Genomic DNA, 21,091 nt, shown 5'->3' with positions numbered 1-21,091 from the left:
CGCTCACGGGACGCCGGCCGGGTCAGATCACCTGGCGTCCTTCTCGCTTTGCGCGGTCCAGGGCGTTGGTCGAGGACTTGTCGAGGAAGTTCTGCGGGATGGTGACCTCGATGTCGACGGCGCGATCGTCCATGTCGCAGTACAGGCCGATGGCCCCTCGGATCAGGCCTGTGCGATTGCCCTTCTCGTCGTACGTGAACAGGGGCTTCCTGCTGTTGAAGTTGGCGCCGCCCTGGCCGATGCGCTCGGGCGCCATGGTGTAGGCCACGCGCTCCTCGGTGGCCTGCACCCCGAAGAGCTTGAAGGCGGCCTCCGCTTCCTTCTTGTCCTTGGTGTGCAGGATGATCCCGCGGGCGATGTGGTTCGTGAGGTTCGCTTCGATGAGGTCCGAGATGCGCTGGGTGAACAGGATCGGGAACACCTCGAGCGAGCGGGCCAGGCGACCGAGTCGTTCGACCTCCTCGGCACCGGCGCCCAGGAACACCCACGCCTCGTCGAGCTCGAGCACGCCGCGACGGCCGCGCAGCGCTTCGGCGGAGCCGTAGACCATCATGCGGATGAGTGCTGCCGATACGCGCTGGGTGAGGCTGAGCGACCTCTGGTCGACGCCCATGGGCGGCAGTTCGAGGTCAGCGTTGCCGACCTTGATGTACGTGATGCCCTCCGAGGCGCTCAGCACCGCGCCCTCGTCGCTCAGGCCGACGATGGCCCCGAACATGGGGTCGTTCTCGGACTGGCGGATGATCGGGTCGGCGAGCTCGGCGCTGGCCCTGCCGTGCTCCTTGGCGACCTTGAGGGCGGTCCCGATGGCCTTGGCGCCGTGCGCGACGCCGAACTTCAGGGCCGCCTGCAGGTCGGCCTCGAGGTTCTGCGTGGATTCGGGCCACACGTTCACGGCGTGCAGCATCGACACGGCGGTGTTGATGCCGTCTGCGGGTGTCTTCGAGAACCGCAGCGGGTCGAACACTCCCGTGCCGCCTGCTCCCCCGATGCCGCCGGAGCTGCCGGCGAACGAGTCCAGCGAGAACGACGTGCAGTCTTCGCCGAAGGCCTGCGTGAAGTCTTCGCCCTTCTTGGGGGTGATGGCGATGACGGGGCGGCCTTCCTTGCAGAACTGGTCGGCTGCGAAGGCGAACAGCTGCGACTTGCCGGCGCCGCTGGACCCCACGACCGCTCCGAGTGGGTAGACGTCCTGGTCGGAGGACCTGGTCGCGCTCATCAGCGCGGGCTGTCGATCGTGGACGGTGAAGCCCAGGGTGATGCCGGTGGCGTCTCCGACCGTCGCCAGGGACGGCATGCCCGAGTAGGCGACGGTGGAGGACGGCAGGTCCATGAGGTTCGGGTTCGAGCGCACAGGGGATGCCACCCAGCTCTCCGCGAGCGCCGGATGCTGGCGGTTGTTCATGGGGGCGACCTCGAACGCCGTGCCATTGCCCAGCGTGTCCAGCCGCTTCTTCCCGATACCGGCGAAGGCTGCGACGACGCTCGTCTCCACCAGCGTGGGGAAGGCCTTGCCCGTGGAGTAGGCGCCTTCGACGGAGTGCAGGGTCTGCTCCATCTCGTCCTGCTGCTGGTCATCCAGCTTGCCCTCGGCGCGGGCGTTGCGGATGTCGCGGAGGTACCGGCGACGCTGTCTGCGCAGCTCGCTGCGGGTGATCGCGCTGGGTTCGATCTTTCCGCGGATCGACACCATCACGGCGCCCTTGTCCAGCAGCGACGTCACCCAGGAGCTCAGCTTCTCCTTCGCCGCCTGGAAGGGCAGGTCGAGGCCGTGCACGGAGCCGAGCTGCAGGACGTGGTGACCTTCGATGCCCGAGGGCCAGGTCGCGCATGACGCGACGTCGGCACGGGCGGCTGCTTCGGCGCCGGCGACGGTGCGGAAGACGTGGATGTGGTCGGCGTGCGGCAGCAGGGACGCGTCCTTGGACCCTCCGGCGGCCCACCAGGTCTCAGCCAGGTGGAAGTCCCTAGTGGTGGGGATGGTGAGCCCGGACCGCGTGAGCATGTCGTCGACGTCTTCGTAATCGGGCTGGTAGTCGCTGAGCGGGACTTCGGCGGTCACGAGCGACGTGGCCAGGGAGTCGACGGCATCTCGCAGGGAGCGGTCTGCTCCCCCGATGACGTCGTTCAGCCCGGTGCCGAACAGCAGCACGCGGTCCTGGATGCGCCGGTTGCCGAACCATGCCTGCAGGTCCTCGGGGTATCGGGACTCCGGCGGTGGCGAGTAGCGGCGCGGGAGATTCACCAGCAGCAGGTGGAAGGAGCGGTACCGGCTGCGGGCGACGGATCGGCGAGCGGCGGTGTACGAGGTATCCGCTGCGAGCTCCTCGAACGCCGCTGCGAGGGAGTCGCCGACGTTCAGGGCGTCGCTGTGGGTCTTCGCATCGCGCACGGGGGCCATGGGGACCTTGCGGTACAGGTTCAGCTTGCCGGCCACAGGGAGGATCCGGCCGTCGGGGTACCGGATCTTCGTGGCGGTCGGCATGATGGGCGAGTTGAGGCTCTGCAGTGAGATCTGCGGTGCCTTCGCTGTGTTCGCCACCTGGTCACTCCCCTCCGTCGGATGCGGTCTGCTGGTCTGTCTGATCGGCGCCACCTGCGTCGGAGGCACCCGACTGGTTGGTCGATTCGGAGTCGACGTCCCCGTCCAGAGAGACCGCGTTCTGGTAGTTGCTCAGGCCGGTGCCAGAGCCGACGGGTCCCCAGGCGGTGACGTAGGGCGCGGCGGTGTCGGCGCCGCGCACGAGGACGTCGTACTGGACGTTCGTCTTGGCGTCTCCGCTGCCCTTCGAGTCGGCCGGCAGGAGCTCGACGTTGACGGTCGCTACCACGGTGGAGGTGTCGGCGGTGCCCTGCTTGGTCACCGGGGATGCAGCGGTGATGACCTGCACCTCCCCGGCGGTGACGCCGGTGAGCGAGGAGTACACGTGCGAGGAGTCGCCGTCGCGCGTTGCGAGCTTGAGATCGTTCGGCGATGTGGTGAGCGCCTTGGCCCACGAGGTGATCGCGCTCGTGGTGGAGTCCGACGCGCCGCTGGTGCGCCATCCGTCCATGGGTTCCTGGGGGTCCCAGTCGGAGACCGCGCTGGCATCGATGGGGGTGATCGTCGGCGTGGACAGCACCTTCACGCCGCGGCTGGCGGCGTAGGCGGTGCGCACTGCCGCGTGGTAATAGGTGCCGTCCGAGGTGCGGATCGTGAACTGGTGGGTCATCAGGGTGTAGCCGACGTCCTGTTCGGTCGCCTTGACGGACTCGGTGTCGGTGACTCCGTCCCAGGAGGAGATCTCGGCCCCGTGGAAGATGGAGTCGTTCGAATCCAGCCAGGACCGCAGGGAGCTCTCGGCTTCCGTGCGGCCGGTCTGATTTGCGGACGCCGACGAGGCTTCGCTGTCCCCGGTGACGGCGTTGCTCAACAGGACGATGGCCGCCAGGAGCAGCACGACCGAGAACGGGGCGACGATGAGGTTCGTCCAGATGCTGCGTCGGACCCAGGCGTAGCGCCTCTTGCCGGGGTTGGAGCGCGCGGTGTCGCTGGGCACCGTGACGGCGGTGTCCAGCATGTCCTCGACCTGGTTGCGGCCGCGTGTCTTCTTGCGTGCCATCAGCTCGTCTTCTCCATCCAGTCGATGTCGTCCGAGGCGCGGTCCTCGGCGTACCGAGCGACTCGCTCCCTCGCGGCGTAGGCCACGGGCGCGTCCATGTCCTCGGTCATGTCCTGCAGCACTTCCAGGGGGATGTCGTCGCGGGAGACCACGGCGCTGCGCACGTCCACGGAGCGGTGCGTGGCCAGCCGCAGCCAGCAGTCGTCGCAGAAGTCCGTGCCGGGTCGGCGCGCCTCGAAGCACGGCTGCCAGCACACCCGGCACGTGCCGGGGTCGTGTGAGAACGGGTGGTCCTCGCGTCGCGGTGCCGGCCTCCAGGCGCGGCACGCAACGCGGATGGTCTCCCAAGGGCTGCGCATCGTCACCAGGTCACTTCGCCAGCAGGCCGATCAGGCGCTCGATGGCTGCCTGGTCGACCTGGGCCTCTCGTACGGGGTCGACGAGCACGAGCGCGGCGTCCGTGGACTTCGTGGGGATCTTGTCGGGGATCTCGACGTCGGCGAAGGCGGTGACCACCTGGGCCAGGGACTGCAGCTCGGGCTTGGACATGCCCACCAGGTGCACGACGGCCTCGGGGATGCTCCCGTCCTGGATGACGTTCAGGTCCGCCACGGCGCGCTCGAGCGGGGTGCGCTTGGCTTCCATGATCGAGGTGGTCAGGTCGGCGATACCGACGGAGGGCGCCCCGATCATCTGGGCGACGAGCTCGCGGGTCTGATCGTCCGTCTCGGCGATCTCCTCGGCCTTCTCGGCGATCCGTCGCACCGACGGCTTGGGGGTGCGCCCGGACCGGGACCTCGCCTTGGGTGTGCGCTTGGCGCGAGGCGCGGGGTCCTCGACCACGTCAGGGGCGGTGTCGACGGCCTCCGTAGGGGCGTCGTCGGTGATGTCGTCGGTGGCGAGCATCTGGTCGGTCATGTGTTCCTCCACGGGGTCGAGGGCCTGTCATGTCTCCTAGTGGGCGGAGACCTTCCGAACTCGTCGTGAGCGCTGTCGGTGCAGGTGATCTGGCGGGACTCTCCGCACAGGGACGGGCCGTGCCGGTCTGACGTGCAGGTCGGCACGGCCCGTGTCCATCGGTGTGAGGAGGACCGTGGACGGCTCAGGCGTCGGGATCGAACTCCCCGGTCTCGGGATCGAACCTGTTGTCGGCTCCGAGGTCCATGAGGTGCTGGAGGACCCGGGTCTTCTTGTTCGGGTTGTTGGCCCAGGGCTCGAGGATCACCCACAGCAGGACTCGGTGACCGAGCAGGGACTTCGCCTCGGAGGCGACCATCAGGCCCTCGGGGTTGTCGGTCCTCTCCGTGCGCACGATCTCGTATCCGAGGTCGACGCCGTCGATCTCCTGCTGCGTACCCGTGTACAGCAGGAGCTTGCCGCGGGTGGAGGACTTCTCCCGGGTGACCTTGACGATCGTTCCCGTGAACCGCTTGAGGTCGATGCCCTGCGCGGTGCCGCTGAGGCGGTCGATCAGCTTCCACGAGGCGGATCCGTCGGACAGCTCGGCGACGAGCTCGCGGATCGACTTGGACACCGCCACCTGGCGCGGCACTGCCTGTTCGACGCCGGGCACCTGGACGAAACCGTCGTCGGTGACGTCGTACTTCGCGACGCGGTCGTGCGCCGCCATGATGATCTGGGCGTGGTCGAGCGTGGTCATGGGTCAGTCCTCCTTGCCCGCGGGGGCGATGGTGGCCAGGGTGTCGAGGTCGGCCTCGGCACCGTCGGAGTCCGCGAGCCGGATGGCGGCGGCGGCGATGGATCGGGTGTGGCCGGTGGTCATCTTGATCCACGTCGACCAGCTCTCGGCGTCCTCCCCGAAGGGCGGGGGAACGGCGTCGAGGACGGTGCGCAGGACGCCGCGGATGCGCGTGTTGGTGCCGTCCTGGAAGGACGTGGAGCCGGTGAGGCCCGACTGCACGGTGGTGACGATGCTCGCCAGCACTCCCGTCAGGGCGTCGACGGAAACGCGCTGGATCGGGATGTCGTGCTTGTGCAGCGTCTCGTAGGACAGGGAGGCGATGCCGAAGTAGCCGATCGAGGCGTAGCTGGCGCCGTTGAGCCTGTCGTTGACGGTCTCCTCCCAGGGCTTGCCCTCGGCGAGGGAATGCTCGGCCATCTCCATCAGTCCTTCCATGTGGGGTTCGATCAGGTCTCCCGTCTCTGCCGGGGACACCTCTTCAGTGGGCGGACCGGGCACCTCGTAGGACGCCTCGGAGGCGTCGATGTCCAGCAGGTCCGTGGCGCACAGGGCGGTCTGGCTGTCCGTGCGGTCGGTGTTGAAGCGCGACTCCTGCGCTGCGGGGCAGAGGTTCACCAGTGGGCACCATCCGCACAGGGGGCCGACCTTGGTGGGGAACATCTGCTCGGCGACCATGTCGTTGTGCGTGTCCCAGGCGCGGGTGAACTCTCCGACGGTCTGGGAGACGCGCTTGTCGGAGACCGCGACGACGCTGCTCTTGCCGTGGCGCACGTAGTAGACACGGCCTTCGAGGACGGGCTCGTCCTGGAGCTTGCGCAGGGCGGCGGCGTACAGGCGGATCTGGTCGCCGTGGTCGTCGCCGTAGCGCTCGATGGTGCGTCGGTCCGGCACCTTGTTGCTGGTCTTGTGGTCGACGACGCGCAGTCCGGTCTTGCCTCGCGCGGTCACGCGCTGGGTGAGGTCGACGTACCCGGTGAACGGGACGCCTCCCAGCTCGATGCCGCCAAGGGGCCATTCGGTGGCGACCACGTCGATGTTCCGGGGGTCCTCGATGTCGAAGATGCCCTGGTACTTGCCCATCACGTCGGAGATGAACAGTTGGCGGGTCACGGGGTCCATCAGCTGGGGGAACTCACCGTGCCGCCACTGGGCGACCATGGACAGCAGGAGGTTCGCTGCCCGGCGCCGAGTGCGCTTCCCGCGCGGGAGCTTGTACAGCTCCTCGAGCACGGCGTGCACAGCGGTGCCCTGGGTGGTCGCGGCGAAGGGATCGTTGTCCCTCTCCCCGACGAGCTTGCCGAAGGCATACCCGGCGGCACAGTTGTGCAGCAGGGACTTCGCGGTCGAGGCGGACAGCGCCCGGCGTCGCACCTTGTCCACGTCGAGGGCGTCGAGATGAAGCCCCTCCCGTGTCAGGGTTGTGGACACGCGGTCTCCCTTCGTGGACTGTCCGTACCCCTATGAAGTGGGCGGGCGGGAGCTCTCGTGGGACCGTGAACGGGCGTCCACCTCACGCCTCGTCCTCGCCGTACAGGGTCGACATCGCGATGGGGACGCCGCGAAACCGTGACCCGCCGGCCTGCGTCTCGATCTCCCCGGTGCGTGCCCCGTCGCGGACGCGCTGCTCCCAGATGCCGTCGGCCACGAGGCCCTCGTGCCAGACGGCCTGCCAGCTGGTGCGTGCCGTCTGCCCGGCGGGGATTAGGTGCCTGGCATGCTGCCGGGCGGCCTGGAAGGCGTCGCGGGAGAACACCACGACGTCGACGCCCTTGCCGCGCGCGTTGGGCACGAAGCGACCGAGGATCTCCCCACGTGGATCGCGGCCGGTCGGCCATCCCAGACGCAGGTTCAGGCTGGTGTCCGCAGTGGGCCCGTTGCCGGTGTCCTGCGGGACGATCGCCTCGACGTACCCCTTCTGGCTCTCCAGGAGGTAGCGCAGTGCATCGACGAGGGCGTGCCCGGCGGTGCGCCCCTGCTGGGTGCGCGAGAGATCGACGGTGAGGGTGGCCAGGTCCTCGCGCATGGAGGAGATCCGGTCGCAGAACTCGTCGTCCATCTCGAGGTGGGCGGCGTACTGCTCGAGCATGGTGACGCTGAGCAGGTACTCGCTGGCGATCTAGGCGTGCCGGGTGGCGTTGACCTTGCTGCCGAGCTCCCGCTCGACGTGGCGTCGGATGTCCGCGGCCGCATCGTCTCGCTCGGCGACGAAGGTCGAGCGAACCTGGGCGTAGCTGTCGCGAGCGAACCAGTCGCACATCCACCGCAGCATCTGTGCGGACAGGCGGGCCTGGTCGCCCCTCTTGAGCATGGTGTTCAGGGCTCCGAGCGGGTCCTCGGAGGCGGAGTTGATGAACCCGCCGCCGCCGTCGCTGTAGAGGGTGAGCATGCGGTCACGCACGGAGTCGACCTGCAGCTCGTTCTCGGCGGTCACGACGACGAACGAGCGTGGAGGGTTCTGCACTCGGGTCTTCATGTCCGAGGTCATGCGGCCCTTGCCTGCGCCGTTGAAGGCGGACCGGACCATGGCCTCGAGGTCACTGGTCTGCTTCTCCCACTGCCGCTGGTCGGAGTTGGGGGCGAAGTCGTCGATGACCCACATCATCGACTTCGAGACGGCGTTCTCCATCCATGCGCGCGTGTCCATGGCGGAGCCAGGGAGGCGCTCTGCGCTCCAGGCGCCTCCGCGTGACTGCCAGAACCCCTGGATCATCGAGGCGATCCAGGACTTCCCGGAGCGACGGCCTCCCACGAGGTACAGGACGCTGTGCGGGGTGATGGGTGCGATCGGGCGCACGCCGGACAGGAGGGCGACCATGCCGAAGCGCGGGTCGACGAACGTGTCGGTGGACGTGTAGGCCTCGACGATGCGTCGCAGGAGGTCACGCTGCTCGGGGATGGTCAGCGTCTGGTCGATAACGCCGAAGTCGTCAAGGTTGGGGAAGTCGTCTGCGGTCAGTCCGGCCTGGGAGCGCTCATCTCCTTCACCGCCGGGCCCGACCACGTGTCGCCCGGCGATGAAGGAGGGGATCCCGTCCTTGGTGGGGACCCATCCCTGGCATCCCCACAGCACGTCGTCGGTGGTCTCGGAGGCGCGGTAGGCCTTGATGGCGCGCGTCCAGTTGATCCCGGAGCGCGGCGGCCAGGAGGGCAGTGCGGAGACCTTGGTGGGGACGTCCGCCCTGTAGCGGGTCTCCCAGCGCGCGGGGTCCTCGTCGAGCATGCCCTTGGGGCCTCGGATGGTGGCGGAGTCGACGAGTCCGTCGGCCGTGCGCCACTGGACGAAGATGGCGACCTGGCGTTCGGAGCGGGAGACGGCGCCGGGGATGATGCGGCCGCTCTCGAGCTCGTCGGAGGTGGGCATGCGGAACTCCTCGAAGCTCAGCAGGCGTCCGCCGACGTCGTCGATCTTCTGCCAGGTCTTGATGTCCGGGCCGCCGTTGGGGTCGGTGCGGACGTTGCAGACCTCGACGCCGAGCCCGTCGGGGGTCACGCGGGTCTCGCCCTTCTCGCCGGTGTCGTCGACGGGGCGCTCGGGCAGCTCGGTGATCAGCAGGTCCATCGCGTCCTTCCAGCGGCCGGAGTAGGCCAGGAAGTCGTCGATGCCTCGCTTGGGGTCGACGGTGTCGTCGCCGCGCGGGGAGAGGTCGACCAGCGACGTGTCGGAGGCGTTGCGCTCGCGCAGGAACTCCATGAGCCCGTGGGCGGCATCCCACACGGCGGCGTTGCGCGCGATGTCGCCGTCGAAGCAGATGATGGCCCGTCGCTCGCGCATGGTGACGGTGTTCCACTCGTCGTTGCGGCGCCAGGACTGCACGCCGGGGATGGCGAGGATGAGCACTCGCTTGTCCTCGGGGATCCTCTCGAGCAGTCCGCGCAGTCCTTCGAGAGGATCAATGGCGCCCACGGCTGTGCGCAGTGCCTTGTCCTCGACACCGGCGTCGCGGAGCATCGCGGTCAGTGCCGAATCAGCCTTCACGACGCCCTCGGTGAAGAGCATGGGGATGCTGGAGTCGGAGAACCACTCGGGCGGGGTCGCAGGGTGGGCGTCGATGGCGGTCCCGCTCCCGCGGAGGAACATGTACTTCGCCCAGCTGGACCCCTCGGGCGGATCGTCCTCCGGGCGCAGCTGGAGGGTGCCGAGGATGTGCTCTCCGCGTGCGACGGAGTCCATCTTGAAGTAGGGGATCTCCATCCATGCGCCCTGGCGGGCGAGGTTGAGCAGGTGGCGGCCGGGGTTGCGGCGGCCGTCGTATCCGAAGCGGCGGAGGGTGTCGCGGGCGTCGTCGTCGCCGGAGATGGTGCGGTAGCCGCGGGCTTGGGCGACCAGCGGGGCGACGATCGAGGACTGCAGCTTGACGACGGAGACGTCTCCGATGGACCCCGGGTACTGGGATGCGGGGAACGGCTCCTCGCGCATGGAGGAGATGGCGGTGTCGATGTCGGCGATGGAGGTGCCGCCCTCTTCATCGAAGGCGGCGTCCTCCTCCTCGACAGGTGCGGGGGTCGCCTCGAGATCGGGGTCGGTGGCCTCGACGTCCACAGCTGCGGTCTTGGGATCCTTGGCGCTCATGCTGGGGACAGTGGGCGGGGCGCGACTCTGGTGGGACGCGGCACCTGGGATCCCGACGGGCGATGGGCGTGCTGTTCGCGCTGGCTGGACGTGGGTTCCGGTGGGATTCGCGCGTGGATCCCCACCGGTCCCGACCGAGTTCCACCCATCGAACGCGCAGGTCGGGACGGGAACCCCCTCATCCCCTACATACTTTCTCTATCTCCTAAGAAGAGGAATGTATGTATGTATGAGGGCGTCATGTTCTCCAGTCCCCTCATGTGTATACGTCGCGCCCGTCGGGATGGGGGATCCGGGGGTAAACCGGCGTTGGCCTGCACATAAGTAGCCCCCACGACGATGGGGCGGCGTGGGGGCTGGGTGGGGCTGCGGGAGAGTCAGATGTCGAGATGGCGTGCCGGGTGCTCGGACTCGTCGTCCATGCCGGCGACCGCGCGATAGTCCTCATCGGTCAGCGCTGCCGTGAAGACGTCAGGGTCGATGCTCTCGTGCGGCACTCCCCTGCCGTCCTCGACCATGAGGGCGTAGGACAGCCAGCTGTACATCATCGACAAGGGGAACTCGTCGTCCGCCCCCCTGTAGATGCGCCGCCTCCACAGCGACCACAGCACGATCGACTGCGCGATGTCGGCGGTGCGCATGTCGCGCCTGGTCGCCTCGGACTGGTTGCGCACGTCCGTGAGCGTGAACTGCCCATCCTCGGCGCCGGCGGCGCATGCGGCCATCACGCGGGCGGCGCCGGGAGGCATGGGGTCGGCCATCGCGGCGAGGCTGAGGTCCAGCAGCATGCGCTGGCGGTCCCACTCGTCCTCTTCGTCAGGGATGAAGGTGACGTCGCCGGCGTCGCGCCAGGTTCCGAACCCCGGGGTCGGGTGCCGCCATGGGTCGTTGGGCGGGAGCGTGTCCAGGATGGAGGCTGCGACACCGGTCGCCCAGGCGATGGTGAAGGTGGGGGTGCGCCTGGTCCACTCGCGGAATCGTCGATCGATGTCGACTCGTGTGGAGATCGGCAGGAAGGGCTCGTAGGCGCCTGCTGCCCATTGGGCGAAGGTGCGTCTACGGGCCGTCGCCTCTTCCCGAGTGATCTCCATGATCGTGCTCCTGTGAGTGTCTGGGCGCCGCATGGGGTCAATACTCCCTGATCATCGTAGTCTGGCGAAGTCGGGGCGCACTTGATTTGCCATGGCTTGGCATATAGCCACCATGAGCAACTACCGCATCGGTGTCATCGGCTTGCCGGAGGTTCGAGATGCCCTGCAGCAGCTGGGCGTCGATGTCGTCTCCGGCGACACGTTCCCGGAGACGTCTCGGAACATCCGAGAGGCAGTGAGTGCCTCGACCCTGCCAATCCTGGTCGAGGATCACAAGCAACTCGGACTGGCGCAGCTGCTGGCCCGGGTTCCCGAGGGAACTCCGGTGGCCATCGTACGCAGAAGTGAACACGTGATGAACGACAGGTGGCCGTCTGTGCCCGTCGCGTCGCCGCTCGGGGACTACCTGCGCGCCGTGCAGATCTCCGACATCGACCCCCTGTTCGACGACATCCACGTCGACGAGAACGGGTCGATCAGCGAGGACGCGGACGGCGAGATGAGCGCCGCTGAGCAACTCGCATCCGAACCCGAGAAGGTGTCCGACGTCGCAGAGGACGACGCGTCCGACTGGCTGTCCGATGAGACCGACGAGACTCCCCTCCCTGCACCGCAGGCCACTCCCCCGCGCGCGCCTGAGCCGAGCACCCCCTCCAGCGCCTCGGACTGGCTGTTCGACGAAGAGCCTGGCGAGGACGACGTCACGGAACCGGCGCCCCAGCAGCTCGAGTCGCCCGCCGACGCCGAGGACGAGGAGGATGACGAGGAGGACTTCGAAGGGTTCACCGCTGCGCCCCCGGCCGCCCGCACCGCGCGGTACCACCGCGCAGAGCCGACACCGACACCGTCCACTCCCACCCCTGCTCCCGCCGAGCAGGCCGCGCCCGCGCCTCGTGGTCGCCGGCGCGTCTCCATGCCCACCTTCGCGGACCCGGCCCCGACGCAGCAGGACGCTCCTGGAGTCGCAGTGGAGGCCATCGATCGCGACTTCGATGACGTCCTCATCCCCGACGCCGAGGAGACCGACGATGAGGACCTCGACGTCGACCAGGCTCTGGACGGGGCCTTCTCGAGCAGCTCCCGGTCGGCCGCACACCGCAGCGCCCCACTGGGCATCGTCATGGCCATCGTCGCCGGGAAGGGCGGCGTCGGGAAGTCCACCGTCTCCCTGTGCATCGCACAGGCCGCAGCAGAGGTCGGCGGCCTCTCCGTGTGCCTGATCGACGCCAACCGCGGCCAGGGAGACCTGGGCCTTTACCTGAGGGTGCGCAAGTCGGACCTGCCCTCCATCTACGACGCCGTCACCATCGGTGACCTGTCCACCGCGATCCTCTCCCCCGAGCAGATCGCCTCCGCCAGGAACGGGTCCGGAGATCGAATCTCCTTCAGCTTCGTGCAGGCCCCGCGCCCACTGCCCGGCGGGGAGGTGTCGCATGAGATCCGCGCTGTGCGCCCCGAGCACTACGCGGAGGTCATCGATCGCGCCCGCGGGCAGTTCGACCTGGTCATCGTCGACACCCAGATCACCGAAGGCCTCGACACCTCCGGAGTGATCGACGATGTGGTCGGCCCCCTGCTCCACCGGGGAGGCTACGGACTGGGCATCGCCGAGTTCAGCACGACGGGAGTCGAGAACCTCCTGATCGCCATGAACTACCTGCGCAACCTCGGTGCCGACAGCGCCCGCATGATGTCGATCGTCAACCGCCTCGACTCCTCCGTGCACGAGTACGGGAAGCTCCCGCAGCTGCTGGGGCGCGAGTCGAAGTGGAAGGGCGCCGTCCAGTACAACGAGCGCATCTACGACGACATGGTCTCGCGCCACGTCCCGTACAACGTGCCCACCATGCGCAGGGTCGTCATGGACGTCCTGTTCACGGTCACCGGGATCGACGAGTTCACCACCCGCGGCGAGACCGAACCGAAGACCTCCAAGCTCCCGTGGTGGAAGCGGTGGTTCCGCCGATGACCTCCACCAGCTCCGAGAGCCTGTGCACGCTGCTGGATCGCATGAGCTGGGCCCACTCGGCCGCGACCCACGAGCACCCCGCTCACCCTGTGCGCCTGCATGCCCTCCCACCCACGATGTGGGTCACCCCCGCCGGGCCGATCGGCGGGCACAAGGCGGCCTCACGCGGGGTCCTGCCGGCGGCCGTCGGATGGGACGAGGGAACGGTCTGCGTCGCCCGCCCTGACTCCCCGCGGGATGCGCGTGCCACCTGGTCCCTGAATGCCGCCGGCACGCATCAGTCCGGCGCCATGGTCCTAGCAGAGGGTTCTCCCCCGTCTGGCCGCCCCGACCGGCGCATGTGGAGTCGCCACACTGCCCCGGTCATGTCCACTTACGAGGCGGGCCGGGCACTGGAGGACCTCAAGGAGCGGGGCGAGCTCGCGAAGTGGGAGATGCTCCAGGCTCTCGAGCTCTTCGCCCACGAGAAGATCGGCTCGATCACCTCCGCGATCTGCCGCGAGATCTCGGGCATCGATGAGGCCGACACCGCCCCGCATCTCCTCGACGACGAGCAACTCAACGTCGTCATCACCAACGTCATCTACGGCACCTCCGGGAAGTCCAGCCGAGCGCTGCGCGGGATCGAGCGATGCCTGGACCCCGCGACCACCCGGAACGTCGACCCGGTGCGCTACCTGACCACGCAGGTCCGTCGCGATCTCGCCGACGGGGTGCGGGTGGCTGTCGGCGACCCGCAGGTCGGCTCGCGGGTACGCCGCATCGCCCGGGGCCTGGGCACGGGGGCCACCCTCGACCAGATCATCGAGCACTACAACCAGGCGCACACCTCGGACCGGATCTCCACCTCGCGCGCGATCCGCGCCCTGACCGTCGCCCCCACCCTGGAGTCCGCCGCAGTCCGCACCCGATTCGAGGCCCGACATGCCTGAGACACGCAGCCCTCACGTCGACATGTACGAGCTCACCGAGACGCGCCGCCGAGCCAACGCAGCCCGCGGGGAGCTCCTGCAGCTCATCGCGGACGAGACCCTCACCCCGTGGGAGGCGGTCATCGCCGCAGCCACCTCCGGCGACAAGCACCTGATGCGTCTGCAGCTGGCGCAGCTGATCACCGCACACCCGCGGTTCGGGCAGGCGCGGGCCAGCCAGGTCATCGAGCAGGTCGCGAACATCCTCGACACGACCCCCGCGCACAGCCCCAACGGCAGGATCACCCTCGCGTTCATCCTCGACCACCAGGCGCAGGGCAAGCGCCTCCTGGCCGTGCTCGACGCCTTCATCTCGCACGGTCTGATCCACGACGGCGAGGACCTCGCCGTCTGGCCGGGGTTCCCTTTCACTCCCCCGCCACTGCTCGCCCCGAAGGAGGGACGATGACCCCGATCGCTTTGGATTCCCCGATCCACACCCGGAAGAAGCGTCACCACCACAGGTGCGAATGCGAGCGGGACACGCTGGACTCGCCGTGGAAGGCGGAACTGTGCACCATCCTGCACACCGGCGATGAGGAGAAGGCCCAGACCCTTCTCGACGACTTCCTGAACGCACATCACGGCGAGATCGAACAGGTCATCAAGCGCGTCCAGTACAACGCCCATCTGGACTACCGGGATCGCGTCACACCGTTCTCCTACTTCGGGCAGGCACTGCTCCAGATGATCACCAACCGGTGGCGCGCAAAGGACCGGGAGGGCACCACTCAGGTGTTCAACCATTCCCACAACCTCCCCTCGATCCTGGAGATGGAGACGAGATACTGCGTGCGCGAAGACCGCAAGCGCGGGCTGCTGGACGGGTCGGCCGGCCTTCCCGGAGGGAGTGCGCACGAGCGCAAGAAGCGGCTACTCGACAAGTCCCGGCAGCTGTTCGAGGACGAGAAGGGCCACGCGGCGACAGACGACGAGATCGTGGCGTTCCACAATGAGCGGATGCTCGCCACCAGGAAGGATGCCGCGCGCCAGTCCGTCCTGATCACCCTGAAGGATCTTCGCACCCAGCAGGCAGTCCCGCTCGATGACGCGTCGTTGGCGTCGGAGGAGCGGCTTACGTCGGTGGATCGCCCCGACATCGGAGCGTTCGAGCGCGAGCAGCGCCTGCAGACCCTGTTCGCGCTGTGCGAGCGTCGCGACCGGGAGGTCCAGGAGGCCAGGACCCGGCCGCTCAAGCGGGACCCGGTCCACATGGCCGATGTCGCGCGCGCCTACTTCGCTCGCCATCTCGAGGGCGAGTACCCCACGCGTCGCGAGCTGGTCGAGGAGCTCGGTGCCACCGAGTCGCTGAGGCGCCGCGAGGTGGGGTCTCAGCTCAATGCCGTGCTCCAGCTGGCGCGCACGGTCTTCTCCGACTACCGGGAGGACTGAGCGCCTTCCGGGCGCTCCATGACGACGTCCCGGACCTGGGGAAATCTCGCGGTGATGAGCTCGCGGGATGCCTCGCGGACCGCTGGGTCCTGCTCCCCGCTCGCCCCGCGCCGAGTGAGCAGCTGGGCGATCTGGTCGGCGATGATGTTCAGGTGGTCCTGGACGTGCTCGGGACTCTCGCAGTGAGCGCGCACCCAGCGCACGCGGGTGACGCCTTCGGCGAGGTCCCTGCCCAGGTCCTGGGCGTGACGCATGATCCATGGCTGCAGTCCGCCGTAGGGGCTGGGAGCCCCGCTGGAGAGGACCAGTCGGGCGATTTCGTCGGCCGAGGCGTCTGCGACCTTCTGGGCGAGGCGGATGGCGGCTCGGCTGTCGCTGTAGATCGTGCGTGTGCGCTGTCGCGGCCCCTCGAGGTGGATGGCATTCCCCTGAAGGATGCCGGTCAACTCGGCGATATGCAGGGGCGTGCGCAGGGCCCTGCGCGTGCGCACGCGGGCGACGGCCCCGTCGAGGGCCACGGCAACGCTCGCTGTCCGTCGGGCAGATCGGTACGAGGCGTCGCTGGCGACGATGACCTCGTGTGTGAGCAGGGAGCTCGCTCTCTTCATGCGCATCAACTCGCGCTCACTGGACCCGTCGAAAGGGCGCAGGACGTAGAGACCCGTGGCGTTCTCGATCTCCTCGGCGTGGGCCAGTGCCGTCGGGTCATCGGTGAGGAGGACGATGTGTCCGCCTTCGCCATCAGCGAGTATCTCCTCGAGTACAGCGTTGAGGTTGTCTCGGTAATTGAGGGGCTGTTCGGGGCCTGGAGGATGCACCTCTGCCCCTCTCGTGACATGAGGAATGTGCGCATCATCGTGCGTCCCCTCGTCGACGCGCGCTGTTCGGCGTTGCGTGAGGTGGCGAGTTGTGTGCGGACTTGGTGGCCATGACGCCCCTTCCTTCGTGGCGAAGAGGAAGTGGGCCCTCCTGTCATCTCGCGGGCCATGCACCGCAGCGAAGTACTGGCAGCGCATTCACGCGCAGGCCACGATGTCTTTGCGCGGCGATTCGTATACGCTCGATTCCATACGGAATCGCTTTGAGGAGGACGAAATGGCACGGAAGACCCATGTACTGCTGGTGGACGATGTCGATGGCTCCGAAGCAACGGACACGATCCGGTTCGGTCTGGATGGCCTCGACTACGAGATCGATCTGAACGAGACCCATGCGCAGGAACTGAAGTCGGCGGTCACGGCGTGGTCGACTGCCGCTCGCCGAACGGGAGGACGCTCCCGGCGAGGGAGCTCGGCATCTCGCGAGGAGACCCGCAGGATCCGACAGTGGGCACGCGAGAATGGCTATGAGGTCTCCGACCGCGGGCGCGTCTCCGCGAAGATCCGGGAGGCGTACGCGAAGGCGAACTGACCCTCCCCTACCCCGCGTCACGCCCGGAGCGGGCGCACTTCGTGGGGTCTGGGACCGCGTGCGGTCACAGACCGATCTTCCCCGCCGTGGAGTCGTCGACAGCGCTGGCGGGCCTCACGTACCTCGACAGCGAGTCCAGGCGCCGGTGACGTGTCGTGCGCGCGATGGTCATCGGGTCGAGTCCCGCTTCGGCCGCCGAGGTAGCGTGCCCAGCCCGCAGCGAGTGGCCGGAAATCCAGGATCCGGTGCCGAACACTTGGGAGTACTCCTTGCCGGTGATGCCGGCTGCCGTCGCGCGGGCCTGGATTATCCGGGCGATGGAACGGTCTGAGAGCTTCGTCTTGGCGATGCTTGCGTGGTTGAAGATGCGGGAGAACAGCGGTTTGCCGTCGCCGATCTTGCGTCCGCTGACCTCGAGCCAGTCCTCGATCGCGAGCACCGGGCACGTTTCGCTGTGCTCCCCCAGCGGGACGCCGATCACGTCGCCCTTGCCTGTCTGGTCGGTCTTCGAGCGCCGAATGCGCACGAGGAGCCCCGTGTCGAGACGGGTGAGGTCCTTGGTGGTGAGGTCGGCGACCTCGCTGCGCCGTTGAGCGGCAGCCAGTCCGATCAGGAGGATCGCCCGGTCGCGCTTGCCGACCGAGGTATGGAGGTCGTCCATCGATTCGATGATGTGGCGCATGGCATCGGTGGTGACGGGGGCCGCGCGTCGCGAGGGCGCCGTCCCGTGGCTACGGCCGACGGAGCGCAGTGCGAGGCGGACTCCGTGATGGGTTGTGGGATCCTCGAGTCCACTGTCCAGGTGCAATGCGGAGATGGCTGCGACGTCGCGGGAGATCGTCGAGTGGGTGACGCTGCTCGCGCGGTAGGCGATGAAGGCCGCCACCACTTCGGCCGACGTGGGCATGTCCGGGTAGTGCCTGTGCTGACACCAACGGGAAAACGTCCTGATGGCTGAGGCGTAGGACCGACGAGTCTCGAGTGACCGTCCGGCGGCGAGAAGATTCGCAACACGCCTGGCGTCCATGTACGTGATTGCCTGTCCGGAGGGTACCTGCCTTGGGGTCACTTCAGTCACTGTCGCTCCTTCGTCATGAGCGACCGTATCTGAATCACGGATCTCAATGTTCAGGAACTGTGAGGAACACGCAACTACTGGGCCCCACATAGCCACATAGCCACATAGCCACATAGCCACATAGCCAGGATTCCGGTTACGAGCGTTTGATGCGATCACGTATTGTGGGCGGATGCGAATCGCGGTGATCTCCACCAAGGGCGGGGTAGGGAAGACGACTTGCGCAATGCATCTCGCGCAAGCACTGTCCTCGTTAGGCACCGTTGAGGTCTTCGACATGGACCCGCAGGGATCAGCCACCGACTGGGCATACAGGGCTGAGGACTCCGGGGACCCCCTGGATTTCAGGGTCAACCCGTCGAACACACGTGAACTGTCCCACCTCGAGAGGGCACAAACCGCAGATCATCTCGTGATCGATACTCCGCCTGGGTTGCCAGACGTCATCCTGGCGTCGGCAAGGGTCGCGGACGCGGTCATTATCCCGACTGAGCACTCCGGCCTGGACATGGCCCAGGTGTGGAAGCTCATCGAGGCACTGCCTGACGTGCCATTTGGGGTGCTGATCTCCAAGTCGAATCCACGCACGATCTCGTACCGGCAAGCCGTCGCCGAACTTCAGAGCCACGACGTTCCCCTGTTCGCCACGGATGTACGCCGAAGCGAGCGGGTCAAGGAAAGCTTCGCGCGGACGGTGCGCTCTGAGAGACTGTTTGGGTATGACTCAGTGCTGGATGAGCTGATCCGAGCATTGGGGGTTCGATTGAGACCTGCAACTAGGGAACGCAAGGAGTCGAGATGAACCCGAGCACTCCGGGGGGCGCGTCGCTCCGAGACCCGTTGACCATGGGGCGCGCAGCACGGGCGGCCCCTTCAATCTTCTCGCCCGCAGGCGCTCCCCGACTTGAAGAGGACCGGCTGACGGTCGACATCCCCGCGGTTCTGAAGAAGAAGGTGAAGCTGGAGGCTGTCCGTCGAGACTCAACCGTGAAAACGCTCGTGATCGCAGCACTGGAGCGAGAGCTGACAAGCAACGAGGAAGCGGAAAAGGACACCGCACGAGATAGTGCCGACAGGTGACGGCGGTGTGACCGAAGCTCGCCCGCGTCCCCACAACCACACGTTCCCTCAAACGTGGCGGACCGGAGACCCACGTTTCAAGGTCGAGGCGAGCTCGAGCGGCAACCCCTTGCTCGTCGGAACCGCAAAGCCGCCTCATCAGACGGTCAGCTCGCGACCTTGCGCTCCTGCTCGGCCACCCAGAGATTCAGGCTCGTGATGCGGTAGCGAACCCGCCCCCCGACCTTCACGTACTTGGGGCCCAGCTCGAGGCTCCGCCAGTTCGCGAGCGTCCCGGTTGAAAGCCCAAGCGCGTCCGCGACCTCCTTGGCGGTGAGCAGTCCGTCGACCGTGACGATGTCCTGCGGCTGAGCCTTGCGAGCCATGATGACCTCCAGAGCGAGAGGAGCCGTGGGTCGGCCCCTGTACTCACGTCAGTGGGCGGGGGCTCACGGAACTTGTCGCGAAGGTACCGGCGGATACGCATCGGGCCTGGTGGCGCACGCTCAACCATGTCTCCGCAGGCATATTCACTGACGCGGGCCACCCACGGGTCCGTTGAACCTGGAACTTGGCACCAAGGGCGCCACGCAAAGCCATCCAGATGACGCAGGTACGAGTTAAACGCCTCTCTCGGCGGGAGACCGCAATTGAGACTGTGAACCTTTCTGTACGTGAATGAGACTCCTTCAGGCCTTCCCCTCACCGTAACTTGGCCGCACCCAATCCACCATGACGAACAAGCTATACGGGCCGACAATCCGGAGTCGGCGGCGCGAACTGGGTATTTTCCGGATTCACCAACACACTCGATATGGGGCTCTTCAGAGTTGAGTGTGGGGTGAGGCGTCGAGGCCGCCGGTGATGAGGAGCATTCGGAGGCGGTAGTGCTCGAAATTCCGGAAGCCGCGGGCGGTGCGGCGGCCGAGCTCGATGATCCCGTTGACGGCCTCGGTGCCGCCGTTGCTCGCGCCGTCGGTGTCGAAGTAGGCCAGGAACGCTGTCCGCCAGCGGTGCAGGGTCTTCCCGAGTCTGGTGATCTCGGGGATCGGGCAGGACGGCAGGGAGGCGATGAGCCTCTCGGCGAGCTGTCGCCCTCGTGCGGGTGTGGGCTGGTGGAAGACGTCGCGGAGGTCTTGGGAGCAGTGGTAGGCGACCTCGACCGCGACATGATCGGGATGCGCCGCGAACGCGCTGGCCAGCCGAGTCTGCTGGCGCGGGGTGAGGCGTTCGCGCCCCGCGCGGAGGATGTGGCGGATGCCGTAGAGGGGATCTCCCTTGCGGCCGCGGTGGCCGAGGGTCTCCTGCTGGATCCGGCGGCGAACGTCATCGACCGCCGCCCCGCCGAGCTTGACGATGTGGAAGGCGTCCAGCACGCAGGTCGCATCTTCGAGCTGGTCATCGATCGCGTTCTTATATCCCTGGAACGGGTCCAGCGTCGCGATCTCGACCTTCCGGCGGAACGTCTCGCCCCGCTTGTCCAGCCAGTCTCGGTAGGCCTTGCCGGATCGGCCGGGGACCAGGTCCAGCAGCCTGGCGGTGGGGTGGGGTCCTCGGGTCAGGTCGACCATCCCGGTGAGCTCCTTCGGGCCGCGCCGGCGCGGGTCCCGGTGGTGCCAGATGTGCTCGTCCACGCCCAGGACCTGCACTCCCTCGAACCGGGACGGGTCGTTCGCAGCCTCGATCAGGAGTGGTCGGACCTGGGACCAGACCGTGTTCCAGGTCGTGCCGAGCTGGCGAGCAAGGCCCTGGATCGTCGCTCCCTCGCGCCGGAGCTGACCGATCGCCCAGCGGATCGCGCGCGTGCTCAGCAGGCCCCGCGGAGCGCAGACCTCCGGGTCCTGCTCCACGAACGAGACCACCTCGCAGATGCCCTCGTGGCAGATCCAGCGGCGCTTGCGCCACCGGATCCGCACTGGACGGCCCGCCCAGGGCGCATCGATCACCTCGACCATCACTCGGCCGTGACCAGCGGCGATGACTCCGCAACCAGGGCATCCGGCCACTGGATCGCAGGACTCGACCTCGAGCACCAGGCCCGTACGGCCCTTCACCACCGAGGCCAGATGGAGGCTGGGGAAATCGAGGAGAAGATCGCAACGGTCGCAGCGGCCGAGCGCGTCAGAGCAGGCGCACGTAGAGTTGGGCATTGTCGAGGTCCTTGAGATCAGCGGGGGTAGAAGTCCGCTCATCATCGAGGACCTCGACGTCTATCCCCAGCTACCCGACGCCACCGGCGCGCCCACA

General features: G+C 67.5%; 20 protein-coding genes. 7 read left to right on the top strand and 13 right to left on the bottom strand.

The window, feature by feature from the left end:
* Positions 1-22: 22 nt before the first annotated feature.
* From M4486_RS03755 to M4486_RS03715, 9 genes are all read right to left on the bottom strand, one after another.
* The gene (locus M4486_RS03755) at positions 23-2,542 is read right to left on the bottom strand and encodes an ATP-binding protein (RefSeq protein WP_239202191.1); all 2,520 of its coding nucleotides are present in this window, start codon (positions 2,540-2,542) and stop codon (positions 23-25) included.
* Positions 2,543-2,546: 4 nt separating this feature from the next.
* Complete coding sequence (locus M4486_RS03750) at positions 2,547-3,602, bottom strand: hypothetical protein (protein WP_239202189.1); 1,056 nt, start codon at positions 3,600-3,602, stop codon at positions 2,547-2,549.
* Positions 3,602-3,859: a hypothetical protein gene (locus M4486_RS03745; RefSeq protein ID WP_239202187.1), complete on the bottom strand. Its 258-nt coding sequence runs from the start codon at positions 3,857-3,859 to the stop codon at positions 3,602-3,604. The genes M4486_RS03750 and M4486_RS03745 overlap by 1 nt, the downstream gene beginning before the upstream one ends.
* 112 nt (positions 3,860-3,971) lie before the next feature.
* Positions 3,972-4,520, bottom strand: coding sequence for a hypothetical protein (locus M4486_RS03740; protein WP_239202185.1), 549 nt, complete (start codon positions 4,518-4,520; stop codon positions 3,972-3,974).
* A 184-nt stretch (positions 4,521-4,704) separates the two neighbouring features.
* Positions 4,705-5,262 (bottom strand): hypothetical protein, encoded by a 558-nt coding sequence (locus M4486_RS03735; protein ID WP_239202183.1) that lies wholly within the window; start codon positions 5,260-5,262, stop codon positions 4,705-4,707.
* 3 nt (positions 5,263-5,265) lie between these two features.
* Positions 5,266-6,732: a RecB family exonuclease gene (locus M4486_RS03730; RefSeq protein ID WP_239202181.1), complete on the bottom strand. Its 1,467-nt coding sequence runs from the start codon at positions 6,730-6,732 to the stop codon at positions 5,266-5,268.
* Positions 6,733-6,814: 82 nt separating this feature from the next.
* A complete protein-coding gene (locus tag M4486_RS03725) occupies positions 6,815-7,390 on the bottom strand; it encodes a hypothetical protein (protein ID WP_249479791.1) in 576 nt (191 codons plus the stop codon).
* A 30-nt stretch (positions 7,391-7,420) separates the two neighbouring features.
* Positions 7,421-9,874 carry a toprim domain-containing protein gene (locus tag M4486_RS03720; RefSeq protein ID WP_249479789.1) on the bottom strand — a complete coding sequence of 818 codons (2,454 nt, stop codon included), beginning with the start codon at positions 9,872-9,874 and terminating at the stop codon, positions 7,421-7,423.
* 377 nt (positions 9,875-10,251) lie between these two features.
* A complete protein-coding gene (locus tag M4486_RS03715; protein ID WP_249479787.1) occupies positions 10,252-10,965 on the bottom strand; it encodes a hypothetical protein in 714 nt (237 codons plus the stop codon).
* Between the two features lie 376 nt (positions 10,966-11,341).
* Here M4486_RS03715 and M4486_RS03710 point away from each other — a divergent pair, with 376 nt between their 5' ends.
* From M4486_RS03710 to M4486_RS03695, 4 genes are all read left to right on the top strand, one after another.
* Entirely contained in the window at positions 11,342-12,934 is a 1,593-nt protein-coding gene (locus tag M4486_RS03710; RefSeq protein ID WP_249479785.1) for a CpaE/TadZ family protein, read from the top strand.
* Positions 12,935-13,299: 365 nt separating this feature from the next.
* Positions 13,300-13,866 carry a hypothetical protein gene (locus tag M4486_RS03705; protein WP_249479783.1) on the top strand — a complete coding sequence of 189 codons (567 nt, stop codon included), beginning with the start codon at positions 13,300-13,302 and terminating at the stop codon, positions 13,864-13,866.
* Positions 13,859-14,314 (top strand): hypothetical protein, encoded by a 456-nt coding sequence (locus tag M4486_RS03700; RefSeq protein WP_249479781.1) that lies wholly within the window; start codon positions 13,859-13,861, stop codon positions 14,312-14,314. Before M4486_RS03705 ends, M4486_RS03700 begins: the two co-directional genes overlap by 8 nt.
* Entirely contained in the window at positions 14,311-15,297 is a 987-nt protein-coding gene (locus M4486_RS03695; protein ID WP_249479779.1) for a hypothetical protein, read from the top strand. The genes M4486_RS03700 and M4486_RS03695 overlap by 4 nt, the downstream gene beginning before the upstream one ends.
* Here M4486_RS03695 and M4486_RS03690 read toward each other — a convergent pair.
* Positions 15,282-16,115: a ribonuclease H family protein gene (locus tag M4486_RS03690; protein WP_249479777.1), complete on the bottom strand. Its 834-nt coding sequence runs from the start codon at positions 16,113-16,115 to the stop codon at positions 15,282-15,284. The genes M4486_RS03695 and M4486_RS03690 overlap by 16 nt on opposite strands.
* Positions 16,116-16,242: 127 nt before the next feature.
* Between M4486_RS03690 and M4486_RS03685 the strand changes: the two genes are divergently transcribed.
* Positions 16,243-16,707 (top strand): histone-like nucleoid-structuring protein Lsr2, encoded by a 465-nt coding sequence (locus tag M4486_RS03685; RefSeq protein ID WP_346731765.1) that lies wholly within the window; start codon positions 16,243-16,245, stop codon positions 16,705-16,707.
* Positions 16,708-16,771: 64 nt separating this feature from the next.
* Here M4486_RS03685 and M4486_RS03680 read toward each other — a convergent pair whose 3' ends face one another.
* Positions 16,772-17,614 carry a site-specific integrase gene (locus M4486_RS03680; RefSeq protein WP_249479776.1) on the bottom strand — a complete coding sequence of 281 codons (843 nt, stop codon included), beginning with the start codon at positions 17,612-17,614 and terminating at the stop codon, positions 16,772-16,774.
* Between the two features lie 343 nt (positions 17,615-17,957).
* Between M4486_RS03680 and M4486_RS03675 the strand changes: the two genes are divergently transcribed.
* Entirely contained in the window at positions 17,958-18,587 is a 630-nt protein-coding gene (locus M4486_RS03675) for a ParA family protein (RefSeq protein WP_249479774.1), read from the top strand.
* The gene (locus M4486_RS03670; RefSeq protein ID WP_249479772.1) at positions 18,584-18,865 is read left to right on the top strand and encodes a hypothetical protein; all 282 of its coding nucleotides are present in this window, start codon (positions 18,584-18,586) and stop codon (positions 18,863-18,865) included. Before M4486_RS03675 ends, M4486_RS03670 begins: the two co-directional genes overlap by 4 nt.
* Before the next feature lie 146 nt (positions 18,866-19,011).
* Here the strand turns inward: M4486_RS03670 and M4486_RS03665 are convergent, their stop codons facing one another.
* Positions 19,012-19,230, bottom strand: coding sequence for a helix-turn-helix transcriptional regulator (locus M4486_RS03665; protein WP_249479770.1), 219 nt, complete (start codon positions 19,228-19,230; stop codon positions 19,012-19,014).
* 438 nt (positions 19,231-19,668) lie between these two features.
* Complete coding sequence (locus M4486_RS03660; RefSeq protein ID WP_249479769.1) at positions 19,669-20,994, bottom strand: ISL3 family transposase; 1,326 nt, start codon at positions 20,992-20,994, stop codon at positions 19,669-19,671.
* Between the last annotated feature and the right edge of the window lie 97 nt (positions 20,995-21,091).

This window comes from Brachybacterium kimchii, assembly GCF_023373525.1.
Classification (GTDB): Bacteria; Actinomycetota; Actinomycetes; order Actinomycetales; family Dermabacteraceae; genus Brachybacterium; species Brachybacterium kimchii.
Note: the sequence above shows the minus strand (reverse complement) of the source record. Positions and strands in the feature narration are given on the sequence as shown.